The sequence below is a fragment of the Bacillus sp. RC252 genome (genome assembly GCF_044909215.1).
In the GTDB taxonomy this organism is placed as follows: domain Bacteria; phylum Bacillota; class Bacilli; order Bacillales; family Bacillaceae_G; genus Bacillus_A; species Bacillus_A mycoides.
Genome location: NZ_JBIYDV010000005.1, coordinates 188,698 through 200,344, shown reverse-complemented (window position 1 = coordinate 200,344; position 11,647 = coordinate 188,698). Strand labels below are relative to the sequence as shown.

General features: G+C 36.7%; 13 protein-coding genes. All 13 read left to right on the top strand.

What is annotated here, in order from left to right:
* Positions 1-176 precede the first annotated feature (176 nt).
* The 13 genes from ABH960_RS09385 to ABH960_RS09325 all read left to right on the top strand — a co-directional run bounded on the left by ABH960_RS09385 (position 177) and on the right by ABH960_RS09325 (position 11,553).
* A complete protein-coding gene (locus tag ABH960_RS09385; RefSeq protein ID WP_002126630.1) occupies positions 177-962 on the top strand; it encodes a lytic transglycosylase domain-containing protein in 786 nt (261 codons plus the stop codon).
* A 65-nt stretch (positions 963-1,027) separates the two neighbouring features.
* The gene (locus ABH960_RS09380) at positions 1,028-1,252 is read left to right on the top strand and encodes a flagellar motor switch protein FliN (RefSeq protein ID WP_000775712.1); all 225 of its coding nucleotides are present in this window, start codon (positions 1,028-1,030) and stop codon (positions 1,250-1,252) included.
* Between the two features lie 14 nt (positions 1,253-1,266).
* A complete protein-coding gene (gene fliM, locus ABH960_RS09375) occupies positions 1,267-2,253 on the top strand; it encodes a flagellar motor switch protein FliM (RefSeq protein WP_002011997.1) in 987 nt (328 codons plus the stop codon).
* A gap of 10 nt (positions 2,254-2,263) precedes the next feature.
* The gene (gene fliN / locus ABH960_RS09370) at positions 2,264-2,623 is read left to right on the top strand and encodes a flagellar motor switch protein FliN (RefSeq protein ID WP_002011996.1); all 360 of its coding nucleotides are present in this window, start codon (positions 2,264-2,266) and stop codon (positions 2,621-2,623) included.
* A gap of 12 nt (positions 2,624-2,635) precedes the next feature.
* A complete protein-coding gene (locus ABH960_RS09365) occupies positions 2,636-2,956 on the top strand; it encodes a hypothetical protein (protein WP_000121176.1) in 321 nt (106 codons plus the stop codon).
* Positions 2,953-3,711, top strand: coding sequence for a flagellar type III secretion system pore protein FliP (locus ABH960_RS09360; protein ID WP_002126633.1), 759 nt, complete (start codon positions 2,953-2,955; stop codon positions 3,709-3,711). Before ABH960_RS09365 ends, ABH960_RS09360 begins: the two co-directional genes overlap by 4 nt.
* 33 nt (positions 3,712-3,744) lie before the next feature.
* Positions 3,745-4,020 (top strand): flagellar biosynthetic protein FliQ, encoded by a 276-nt coding sequence (locus tag ABH960_RS09355; protein WP_002011993.1) that lies wholly within the window; start codon positions 3,745-3,747, stop codon positions 4,018-4,020.
* 15 nt (positions 4,021-4,035) lie between these two features.
* Positions 4,036-4,797 carry a flagellar biosynthetic protein FliR gene (locus tag ABH960_RS09350; protein WP_001055697.1) on the top strand — a complete coding sequence of 254 codons (762 nt, stop codon included), beginning with the start codon at positions 4,036-4,038 and terminating at the stop codon, positions 4,795-4,797.
* A 10-nt stretch (positions 4,798-4,807) separates the two neighbouring features.
* Complete coding sequence (gene flhB, locus ABH960_RS09345; RefSeq protein ID WP_147740447.1) at positions 4,808-5,854, top strand: flagellar type III secretion system protein FlhB; 1,047 nt, start codon at positions 4,808-4,810, stop codon at positions 5,852-5,854.
* A 23-nt stretch (positions 5,855-5,877) separates the two neighbouring features.
* Positions 5,878-7,944, top strand: a complete 2,067-nt coding sequence (gene flhA, locus ABH960_RS09340; RefSeq protein ID WP_002166035.1) for a flagellar biosynthesis protein FlhA — start codon at positions 5,878-5,880, stop codon at positions 7,942-7,944.
* Between the two features lie 14 nt (positions 7,945-7,958).
* Positions 7,959-9,269 (top strand): flagellar biosynthesis GTPase FlhF, encoded by a 1,311-nt coding sequence (flhF, locus tag ABH960_RS09335; RefSeq protein ID WP_340951884.1) that lies wholly within the window; start codon positions 7,959-7,961, stop codon positions 9,267-9,269.
* Positions 9,270-9,312: 43 nt separating this feature from the next.
* Positions 9,313-10,086: a flagellar basal-body rod protein FlgG gene (locus ABH960_RS09330; protein ID WP_002064667.1), complete on the top strand. Its 774-nt coding sequence runs from the start codon at positions 9,313-9,315 to the stop codon at positions 10,084-10,086.
* Positions 10,087-10,254: 168 nt separating this feature from the next.
* Positions 10,255-11,553 (top strand): NtaA/DmoA family FMN-dependent monooxygenase, encoded by a 1,299-nt coding sequence (locus ABH960_RS09325; protein ID WP_404444643.1) that lies wholly within the window; start codon positions 10,255-10,257, stop codon positions 11,551-11,553.
* Positions 11,554-11,647 lie beyond the last annotated feature (94 nt).

Here is an 11,647-nt window from a genome sequence, read left to right as displayed (position 1 = left end):
TATTGTAAGCCTTGCTATAACGGGTGTCAACTAAAAATTCGAATTAATAAATATAAAAAAATAACAGTTTAACAATATATTCATTTTTTTATTAAAATATTATTAAAAGGATTATTGCAAACTTTTTTAAAAAACTCTAATATTAGATTATCTTTGTTTACCGAAAAGGTGATATTATGGTAGTTGGAAATATAGTAAAAGAAGTTCTTGCATATAAAAAAGGACAAATTCAGCAAAAGTTAAGTAGTCCGCAGGCGTTCGTTAGTAGCCGTTTTCAAGATCAATTGCAGAGTGAACCTGCGAAGGAGACGAAAGTTGCTAAAGAGCCGGCAAAAGTAGAGGATATGAGTCAGCCGGTACAATCTACGAAAATAGAAACGGTTGTTAATAAACCGGAAGAATCTATTCATAAAGTAGAGGAAGCGAGTAAGCCTGAGGAAAAAGCTGAAACGAAGCAAGTAGATGAAGTGCAAGTTGCACAAAAAGAGTTTGAACGACGTTTTCCAGAAACGAAAAATGAGGCTGCTGATACGTGGGGATTAACGAATAAATATAATATTCAGAAAATACGTTCTTCAAATGAAGGTAAGTATGAGGATATTATTGATCGCGTAAGTAATACATATGGAATTCCGAAAACGTTAATTCAAAAAATGATTGAAGTAGAGTCTAATTTTAATCCGAAAACGGTGTCACATGCAGGGGCGATGGGGCTGATGCAGCTTATGCCAGCGAATGTGAAAGAGATGGGTGTAAAAAATCCATTTTCACCAGCTGAAAGTATTGAGGGCGGTGTGAAAGAGTTAAGCGGTTATTTAAAGAAAAATAACGGTGATCTCGTATTGGCGCTTGCTTCTTATAATGCTGGTCCTGGTAATGTGAGAAAGTACGGAGGCGTACCACCATTTAAAGAAACGCAAGGATATATTAAAAAAATATTAAATATCGACGTTTCGAAATAGAAAATTTCATTATATAAATAGAGAACATGAAATTTTTGTGAACATGATATGGGAGTTGGCTAGATTTGAAATTACAAGATGATATTCCGTTAACAATTTATTTTGAAATCGGAAATACGAAAAAGAAAATTGAAGATCTGCTTCATATTACGAAAGGTACATTGTATCGTCTTGAAAATTCAACGAAAAATACGGTGCGTCTTATGCTTGAGAATGAAGAGATTGGAACCGGAAAGATTTTGACGAAGAATGGGAAAATGTACGTTGAAATCGTTGAATTGAAAAGGTAGGGAAGGGGATTGTCATGAGTGGCGAAAAATTAAGCCAAGAGCAAATTGATGCCCTGCTGAAGGCGGTGAATGAAGGCGAGGAAATGCCAGCTTTCGCACAAGAAGCAGGGAAGCAAGATAAATTTCAAGAGTATGATTTTAATAGACCAGAGAAGTTTGGTGTTGAACATTTACGTAGTTTGCAGGCGATTGCGTCTACATTTGGAAAGCAGACGTCACAGACGTTGTCAGCTCGTATGCGTATTCCAATTGAACTAGAGCCTTCGACGGTTGAGCAAGTTCCATTTACGAGTGAGTATGTGGAGAAAATGCCGAAAGATTATTATTTATATTGCGTTATTGATCTCGGTTTACCAGAGCTTGGAGAAATTGTTATTGAGATTGATTTAGCATTTGTTATATATATTCATGAATGTTGGCTTGGCGGAGATAGTAAGCGTAACTTTACGATGCGCAGACCGCTAACGGCGTTTGAGTTTTTAACGCTTGATAATATATTCTTGCTTCTTTGTAAAAATTTAGAGCAATCATTTGAAAGCGTTGTTGCGATTGAACCGAAGTTTGTAACGACGGAGACAGATCCGAATGCGCTGAAGATTACGACGGCGAGCGATATTATTTCATTATTGAACGTAAATATGAAAACAGAGTTTTGGAATACGACAGTTCGTATTGGTATTCCGTTCTTATCTGTTGAAGAAATTATGGATAAGTTAACGTCTGAAAATATTGTCGAACATTCTTCGGATAAGCGTAAAAAGTATACGTCTGAAGTAGAAGTGAAAGTAAATCAAGTGTACAAGCCTGTTCACGTTGCGGTTGGTGAGCAGAAGATGACAATGGGCGAGATTGAGCAAATTGAAGAAGGCGATATTATTCCGCTTCATACAAAGGTTTCAGACCAACTACGTGGTTATGTAGATGGAAAGCATAAATTTAATTGTTTTATCGGGAAAGATGGAACGCGTAAGGCGCTCCTATTTAAAAGTTTTATAGAGTAGGAGGATCCATATGAAGCATGAAGTATCTCCTGTGTCATTAATGGGATTAGAAGAATTTGCAGGGAAGCGAAATGAAGCGGGGAAGGCACATATTGATACCGTTTCAGACATTTCGATTGAACTTGGAGTAAAGCTTGGGAAGTCATCTATTACGCTTGGTGATGTGAAGCAGTTAAAAGTTGGTGATGTTCTTGAAGTAGAGAAAAATTTAGGACATAAAGTAGATGTATATTTAAGTGATATGAAAGTCGGTATTGGTGAGGCAATCGTAATGGACGAGAAGTTTGGCATTATTATTTCTGAAATTGAAGCTGATAAGAAACATGCAGCGCTTATGAAGGCACAAAATCAAATGCAGGATAAAGAGTAGAGGAGGAGTCATATGTCGTATATGACGACCTTATTTCAAGTCGTTTTACTGTTTGGTGCGCTAGGCTATGGTGCATATTATATGACGAAAAAGACGCGCAAACAGCAGTTTTTTAAGCAAGGTGAAAATGGACACATTCAAGTGAAAGACGGTGTTTATTTAAATCATCAAACGAGCGCCTTTTTATTTGAAGTGGACGGAAAGCAAGTGTTCACTGTTATTAGTAATAACGGTGTACAATCTGTGCAGTTAACAGGAACAGGAAATCAGTTTCAACAAGCGCTAGAAGACGCGGTGAAGAGTGAAACGAAAAAAGTAGAGGATCCATCATGAGAATAAAGAAACAGTTATCGTTATTTGCCGTTATTTTCGCATTTTCTATTATTTTTTCATTTGTTTTTGTAAATCCAGCGTATGCAGCCCCGAACGGCTTTATTAATTTCGAAAATGGAAAAGAGTTTACGAGTAATTCAAGTGTACAACTATTCGCGCTCGTTACCCTTCTATCATTATCTTCTTCTATCGTTCTTTTATTTACGCATTTTACTTATTTTATGATTGTTCTTGGGATTACTCGTCAAGGGCTTGGGGTTATGAATTTACCACCGAACCAAGTGCTTGTTGGACTCGCATTATTTTTATCGCTGTTTACAATGCAGCCAGTACTTGGTCAATTAAAGAGTGATGTGTGGGACCCGATGACGAAAGAAAAAATAACAGTAAGTCAAGCTGCGGAGACGACAGCTCCGATTATGAAAGATTATATGTCGAAGCATACGTATAAGCATGATTTGAAAATGATGCTGAAAGTGCGTGGAGAAGAGTTGCCGAAAGATTTAAAGGATCTTTCATTGTTTACGCTTGTGCCATCCTTTACGTTAACGCAAATTCAAAAAGGGTTACTTACAGGGATGTTCATTTATTTAGCGTTTGTCTTTATTGATTTAATTATTAGTACACTTTTAATGTACCTTGGGATGATGATGGTACCGCCGATGATTTTAAGTTTACCATTTAAAATACTCGTTTTCGTATATTTAGGTGGATATACAAAAATCGTCGATATTATGTTTAAGACGGTCGCCTGAAGCGTTTGATGCTATGTGATAGGAGTCATATAAATGAATACGTCACCAATTATAGATATTTTCCAAACCTTTTTTTATAAAGGGGTTATGATTTTAATGCCGATTGCCGTTGTAAGTATGATTGTCGTTATTATTATCGCGGTTATTATGGCGATGATGCAAATTCAAGAGCAAACGCTGACGTTTTTACCGAAAATGGCGAGTATTGTGCTCGTTATTATCATTTTAGGTCCGTGGATGTTTCAAGAGTTAACGATGCTTATTTTAGATTTATTTGATAAAATCCCATCGCTATTGCGTTCGTACTAAGATAGGTGAACTGAAATGAATATGGAATTATGGGCGGCGACGTTTTTTGCGTTTTGTCGCATTACTTCATTTTTATATTTTCTACCGTTTTTCTCAGGGCGATCGATTCCGGCGATGGCAAAGGTTACATTTGGACTCGCTCTTTCGATTACAGTGGCAGATCAAGTGGATGTCTCTCACATAAAGACAGTTTGGGATGTAGCAGCTTATGCAGGAACGCAAATTGTAATTGGGTTATCCCTTTCAAAAATTGTAGAGATGCTGTGGAACATTCCGAAAATGGCAGGGCATATTTTAGACTTTGATATCGGTTTATCACAGGCGAGTTTATTTGATGTAAATGCAGGGTCACAGTCCACTTTGCTATCAACAATTTTTGATATATTTTTTCTTATTATTTTTATTTCACTGGGCGGCATTAACTATTTCGTTGCCACGATTTTAAAGTCGTTTCAATATACAGAGGCGATTTCAAAATTGTTGACGACTAGTTTTTTAGATAGTCTACTCGCAACGTTATTGTTTGCAATTACATCAGCGGTTGAAATTGCTTTGCCACTTATGGGCAGTCTATTCATTATTAATTTCGTCCTTATTTTAATCGCAAAAAATGCACCGCAATTAAACGTTTTTATGAATGCGTACGTAATTAAAATAACGTGTGGTATTTTGTTTATTGCGATGAGTGTACCGATGCTCGGTTATGTGTTTAAAAATATGACAGACGTATTACTGGAAGAGTATACGAAACTATTTAACTTTTTCTTAACGAAGTAGGGGGACGCGCATGGCAAAGGATAATAAAACAGAAAAGGCCACCCCGCAGAAGCGTAAAAAATCGCGTGAAGAAGGGAATATCGCCCGGAGTAAAGATTTAAATAATTTATTTTCCATTCTTGTATTAGCAGTTGTCGTTTACTTCTTCGGAGATTGGCTCGGTTTTGAGATTGCGAATTCCGTAGCGGTGCTGTTTGATCAAATTGGAAAAAATACAGATTCGACCGAGTATTTTTATTTAATGGGCATATTACTTCTGAAAGTATCAGCTCCTATATTAATACTCGTATACGCTTTTCATTTATTCAATTATATGATTCAAGTCGGTTTCTTATTTTCTTCTAAAGTACTTAAGCCGAAAGCATCACGTATTAATCCGAAAAACTATTTTACGAGATTGTTTAGTCGTAAAAGTTTAGTAGATATTTTGAAATCACTGTTTTATATGGGATTAATCGGTTACGTTTCGTACGTTCTCTTTAAAAAGAATTTAGAGAAGATTGTTAGTATGATTGGATTTAACTGGACAGCGTCACTTACTGAAATTATTAGCCAAATTAAATTTATCTTTTTAGCCATTTTAATTATTTTAATCATTCTTTCTATTATTGATTTCATTTATCAAAAATGGGAGTACGAACAAGATATTAAGATGAAAAAAGAAGAAGTGAAACAAGAGCATAAAGATAATGAAGGGGACCCGCAAGTAAAGGGGAAACGAAAAAACTTTATGCATGCCATCTTGCAAGGGACAATCGCGAAGAAGATGGATGGTGCAACGTTTATTGTGAACAACCCGACGCATATTTCAGTGGTGCTTCGTTACAATAAACAAGTTGATGCGGCGCCTGTTGTCGTTGCAAAAGGGGAAGATGAGCTCGCATTATATATACGAACGCTTGCCCGTGAACAAGAAATACCAATGGTGGAAAACCGTCCGCTCGCTCGTTCTTTATATTATCAAGTCGAGGAAGATGAGACGATTCCAGAAGATTTATATGTAGCTGTAATTGAAGTTATGCGCTATTTAATTCAAACGAAAGAACTTGAAGTATAATAGCGCGTTTGGAGGGGATCTCTTTGTTTAAGATGGATTCTGCAAGAACCTATTTTTCTATCTTTTTAGCAGCGTCATTCGTTGTGGCGCTCTTAATTCCACTTCCACCATTTATACTTGATATCGTTATCGTTTTTCTACTAAGTATGTCAGTGCTTATTTATATGCGAGCTACAAGTATTAACGAGTGGGATGAATTAAAGTCATTTCCGACGATGTTGTTATTAATCGGGATTTTCCGCGTATCGATTAACGTTTCGACGACGCGAGCGATTTTAACAGACGGAAATGCGGGTCATGTTATTGAAGAGTTCGGCCAGTTCGTAATTGGCGGGAACTTATTAATTGGTATCGTTATTTTTATAGTATTAATCATATTCCAGTTTATCGTTGCAAACGGTGCGTCTCGTACAGCTGAAGTAGCAGCTCGTTTTACACTTGATTCTTTACCAGGGAAACAAATGTCTATCGATGCTGACTTGAATCAGCGTCTTATTACAGAAAAAGATGCACAGGCGAAACGAAAAAAATTAAATATGGAAACAGAGTTTTACGGAGCGATGGATGGTGCCGGAAAGTTCATTAAAGGGGACGTTATTTTCGGGATTGTCATTTTATTCGTAAACATTATTTTCGGTTTAATTGTCGGTATGATGCAGCAAGGAATGAGCTTTGCAGATGCGGCTATTCACTATACACAGTTAACTGTCGGTGACGGAATTGTAAACCAAATCGGTTCGTTAATGCTTGCGATTTCAACAGGTATTATCGTAACGCGTGTATTTGACGGTTCAGCAGATACAGTAACTGAAGGAATCTTTAAAGAGTTATTAGCGCATGAAGTTGTTGTATATGCGCTTGGTGGTTTATTTATCGCAATGGGTGTTTTTACCCCGCTACCATTTCTACCATTTGCTCTCGTTGGTGGAACAATTATCTTCTTAGGAATTCGCAATAAAAAGCGAATAAAGAAAGAAAAAGAAGACGAGCTTCAAAAAGAATTAGAAATGATTCAAGGCGAGGATGAGCAATTACAGCAAGTGGAAGATTCATTCGGAGTCTTTACAGATAAATATCCAATTATCGTAGAGCTCGGTTTAGATTTAGCGGCACTTGTAAAGCAGAAGATTAACGGGGAAACAGCTCGTGATAAAGTTGTTCTTATGAGGAAGTCGATTATTACCGACCTTGGTATTAACGTTCCTGGAATTAACTTTAAAGATAATACGAGCTTTAGACCACGCGGACGTTACATTATTCGTATTAAAGGTGCGAAGGCGGCTGAAGGTGTTTTAAAATCAGGTTATTTATTAGCACTGAAAACACCGAATGTAATGGCTGATTTAGATGCAGAGCCAGCGAAAGATCCAATTTTCGGTGAAGATGGATATTGGATTTTGGAGCATATGGTACAAGATGCACAAATGAAAGGCTATCAAGTGTTAGAGCCACTCAGCATATTAATTACGCATTTAGATGTTGTCGTTAGACGTAATCTTCATGAGTTAATTCAGCGTCAACATGTGAAAGACTTGATTAACTCGCTTGAAACTGATAATGGCGTTTTATTAGAAGAGATTAAGAAGAAAGAAATTGATTTATCACTCGTGCAAAATGTTATTAAACAACTGCTAAAAGAAGGAATTTCAATTCGTGATTTACCGACAATTATTGAAGGTATTATTGACGGGAAAGAAATTTATCAAAACCATGTTGATGGTGTCACTGCATTTGTTCGTGAATGTATTTCAAAAGTTATTTGTGAGAGTGCGAAAAATCCTGATGGGAAAATTTATGCAGCGCTTTTCGCTGATTCAATCGAGTTAGATGCGGATGTTGTTAATAATTCATACCAAGGTTATTTATTAAACTGGGATTTAGATTTAGAAACGCGAGTAGTAGAGCAAGTACAGCGCGTTTTCAAACAAGCTCGTTTAATGGGAAGAGAGCCAGTATTATTAACACGCAGAAAAGATTTCAGGTTTGCGATTGTGAGACTTCTTGAACGTTATCAAATAGAAGCTAAAGTATTATGTATTAGTGAATTAGCACCAGAAATTGTTGTAGATCAAATTGCTTATATTGAATAGTAGGGGGTGAAGTAATGGAAAGTACAGAAAAAAAAGAAGCGTTAATGCGAATAAAAGCAGCTTCGAAAAATGAATTGTATCGAAAGTTATTTGACCAATATGGTACAGATTATTACTACGTTGTCGATGAAAGTGTAAAACGAAACATCCCGTTTTTTTGGAAGAAGAATTATGAAATGTTAGTCGCTTTTCCTGAAGATAAACAGGAAGAAAGTAACGAAGGCGTAACTCAGTTTCATGACCAATTAATGGATGTTGTAAATGAACCTTCAGAAGAAGTTGTGAAGGCAAATGGAATTCAATCGGTACTGCACAATTTAGAAAACGTAACGACTTCTATGCCGTACGCAGCGATGCAAACAGGAAATAGTGAAGAATGGGCAAGAAAAAAAGAGAAACTATTACAACTGTTTGAAAAAGGGATTGTCGTTGTGAAACATACGGAGGCGACGAAAGTAACGAAAAAACAGCCTACTGTGAAACAAGCTGTTCCTGTAAAGAAAGAAGAAGTAGTTGTTAAAAAAGAAAAGCAGGAATCTGTGCCATTTATTATTCAAAAAGTAATTCGGATGTTAGAACAAAACGATGTGGAACAATATTTCATTCATGCATATGCTGAAAAATTAAAAGTGAAGTTTGAGAATGCAACGATGATTACAGAAGAGGAAGTCATCGGATACATATTGGAAGATATGAGATCTCATTTCAATACTGAAAACGTATTTGAAAAAGAAGTACAAACGATTGCATTAATAGGTCCAACTGGTGTTGGAAAAACGACGACACTTGCGAAAATGGCATGGCAGTTTCATGCTAAGAGAAAAACAGTTGGTTTTATTACGACAGATCACTCTCGCATTGGAACAGTGCAGCAATTACAAGATTACGTAAAAACAATTGGGTCAGAAGTAATCGCTGTGCGAGATGAAGCAGCTATGACAAGGGCACTCAGTTATTTTAAAGAAGAAGCGCGCGTCGATTATATATTAATAGATACAGCTGGTAAAAATTATCGTACGTCAGAGACAGTTGAAGAGATGATTGAGACGATGGGACAAGTAGAGCCAGATTATATTTGTTTAACGTTATCAGCTTCCATGAAAAGTAAAGACATGATTGAAATTATTACGAACTTTAAAGATATTCATATAGATGGTATCGTGTTTACGAAATTTGATGAAACAGCGAGCAGTGGTGAATTGTTGAAAATTCCAGCTGTATCATCAGCTCCAATTGTATTAATGACAGATGGACAAGACGTGAAGCAACATATACATATCGCTACAGCTGAACATTTAGCAAAACAAATGTTACAAACATCGTAAGAAAAGAGGTGAAGAATAAGGCACTTGCCTTATTCAAACAAGTATGAACGGTCTTTATATAGGTTCTATGGGTATGATGAATTACATGCAGCATATTAATGTTCATTCGAATAACGTTGCAAATGCCCAAACGACAGGATTTAAAGCAGAAAATATGACTTCTAAAGTATTTGATGTGCAAGACACATATCGCCGCGGTGACGGTGCGATGACAAATATCGGTTCGGTTGATTACGCTGTCGTACCAGCTGCAACGCATGTGAACTTAGTGCAAGGAAATATACAAATGACAAATAGTGCTACAGATTTCTTTTTAGATGACGGTGCGGCCGGAACATCATCATTTTTCGTTACATCTAAAAATGATGAAACATTTTTAACGAGAGACGGTAGTTTTACATTAAATAGTGATCGTTATTTACAAACAGCATCTGGTGCTTTCGTAATGGGTGAGAATAATGAACGTATTCGTATTCCAGAAGGAGCAAAGGTAGCTGTACAAGCAGACGGTACATTATACGATGAAGTAACACAAAATAATATTGGCCGCTTGCAAACGAAAACAGTAGATGCAGAAACGAATGCTCGCCTTGTGCAACGAGAAAATAAAAGTTTTACACTAGCAGAAGGTAACCTCGCTGATTTACCGAACGGAACAGGAATAGTAAAAAATCATATGCTAGAAAATTCAAATGTGGATATGACGAAAGAGATGGCAGATCTTATGTCGAGTCAAAAAATGATTCAAGCATCGCAACGTATTATGACTTCATTTGATAAAATTTATGAAAAAGAAGCAAATGAAATATTGAGATAAAGGACTCCCATTAGCGGGAGTCTTTTTTGTTATTGCATTTATTTCAGTAACATCATAAAATGATATTGATAATCATTATCATTTTATGTGTTATAAAAAATACAAGATGTGATGGTCGCATCACTTGTTTAACTAGGTGAATTAAAAATAAGGGGAAGGTGTGTACATATGTCTACAAAAAAACAGCTTTGCATTGGACTATGTTTGATTTCTAGAAAGAAAGAACAAGAGAGTATGTTTAATTCAGGGATAGATGAACAAGTAGAGTTAGCAAAACAAGCAGAAAAATCGAAGTTAGATTTTGTTTTTAAAGCTGACTATTTAGTAGCGCATCCCGATTTAATTGCTCGTAATAAGGGGAATGTAATTTTAGATCCGACACTATTGTTTACTGCTATCGCTTATGCAACAGAAAAGATTGGAATCGTTACGACCGCTTCAACATCATTTTATCCACCATATATACTAGCGAGGCAACTACAATCTTTAAATTGGATTAGTAACGGCCGAGTAGGATGGAACATTGTCACATCAATTGATGGTGCTGAAAACTTTGGTGAGGTAGGGATGCCACCATCTGAGGAACGATACGCGAAAGCGGCAGAATGTACAGAGTTAGTAAGAAAACTTTGGAGGAGTCATCCTTATGAAGTTTTGAAAGAAGACAACGCAGATGCAATTAGAGAGATGGTACAGCCAATTGAGCATCGTGGTGAGCATTTTGAGGTGAAGGGTCCACTTAATATCCCGCAACATATTTCTGGGGAAATGCCTTTATTTCAAGCGGGTGCTTCAGAGTCAGGCCGGAATTTCGCTGCTTCTGTTGCGGATGCGATTTTTGCCGCAATGCCAGGTGTAGAATCAGGAATCGAACTTCGTCAAGATTTAAGAAGAAGAGCAGAAAAGCATGGCCGAAAGCAAGAGGATATACGTGTATTGCCTGGTTTATATTTCTTTATTGGTGATTCATATGAAGAAGCACTAGAAATGCACAGGCAAGCTCATCAACATCTTACAAAAGAGAAGAGGTACGCTTTACTCGAAATGGTTCTTGGGTTAGACGTTAGAGGGATACCGTTAGAAAGTAAGGTTACTGAACATATGCTACCAAGTAGAAATCAAGCTGTACGTAGTAAAACACATGCCGAATTATTACGGAATTTCATCATAAAAAATGAACCAACTGTTGAGCAAATACTAGAACGACCAGAAGTTGTTGGTTCTGCTCATTGGGTCGCTATAGGCACACCACAAGATGTTTGTAAGCAAATTATGGAAAGATTTGAGGCAGGGGCACTAGATGGATTTATTGCAATTCCAGGGGGACCTCCAAAATCATTGGATTTATTCTTTAGTGAAGTCATTCCTTTATTCGTGAGAGCAGGTGTATTTAGAGAAGAGTATACAGGTTCAACCTTACGTGAGCATTTGGAGGGTAATATATCAAATGCTCTACAGTTGAAATAATTCATTATGCACAAAAAGCCTTTCAAAAGAAGGCTTTTTATGTCGAATAAAAATTCGGAATTGTCAGTTGACTTGTAGAGGCTTCTTTTTTATA

Excerpts from the sequence above, each read along its gene's own strand:
- ABH960_RS09385 (WP_002126630.1), top strand. The coding sequence starts at position 177 with ATGGTAGTTGGAAATATAGTAAAAGAAGTTCTTGCATATAAAAAAGGA.
- fliM (WP_002011997.1), top strand. The coding sequence starts at position 1,267 with ATGAGTGGCGAAAAATTAAGCCAAGAGCAAATTGATGCCCTGCTGAAG.
- fliN (WP_002011996.1), top strand. The coding sequence starts at position 2,264 with ATGAAGCATGAAGTATCTCCTGTGTCATTAATGGGATTAGAAGAATTT.
- ABH960_RS09365 (WP_000121176.1), top strand. The coding sequence starts at position 2,636 with ATGTCGTATATGACGACCTTATTTCAAGTCGTTTTACTGTTTGGTGCG.
- ABH960_RS09360 (WP_002126633.1), top strand. The coding sequence starts at position 2,953 with ATGAGAATAAAGAAACAGTTATCGTTATTTGCCGTTATTTTCGCATTT.
- ABH960_RS09355 (WP_002011993.1), top strand. The coding sequence starts at position 3,745 with ATGAATACGTCACCAATTATAGATATTTTCCAAACCTTTTTTTATAAA.
- ABH960_RS09350 (WP_001055697.1), top strand. The coding sequence starts at position 4,036 with ATGAATATGGAATTATGGGCGGCGACGTTTTTTGCGTTTTGTCGCATT.
- flhB (WP_147740447.1), top strand. The coding sequence starts at position 4,808 with ATGGCAAAGGATAATAAAACAGAAAAGGCCACCCCGCAGAAGCGTAAA.
- flhF (WP_340951884.1), top strand. The coding sequence starts at position 7,959 with ATGGAAAGTACAGAAAAAAAAGAAGCGTTAATGCGAATAAAAGCAGCT.
- ABH960_RS09330 (WP_002064667.1), top strand. The coding sequence starts at position 9,313 with ATGAACGGTCTTTATATAGGTTCTATGGGTATGATGAATTACATGCAG.
- ABH960_RS09325 (WP_404444643.1), top strand. The coding sequence starts at position 10,255 with ATGTCTACAAAAAAACAGCTTTGCATTGGACTATGTTTGATTTCTAGA.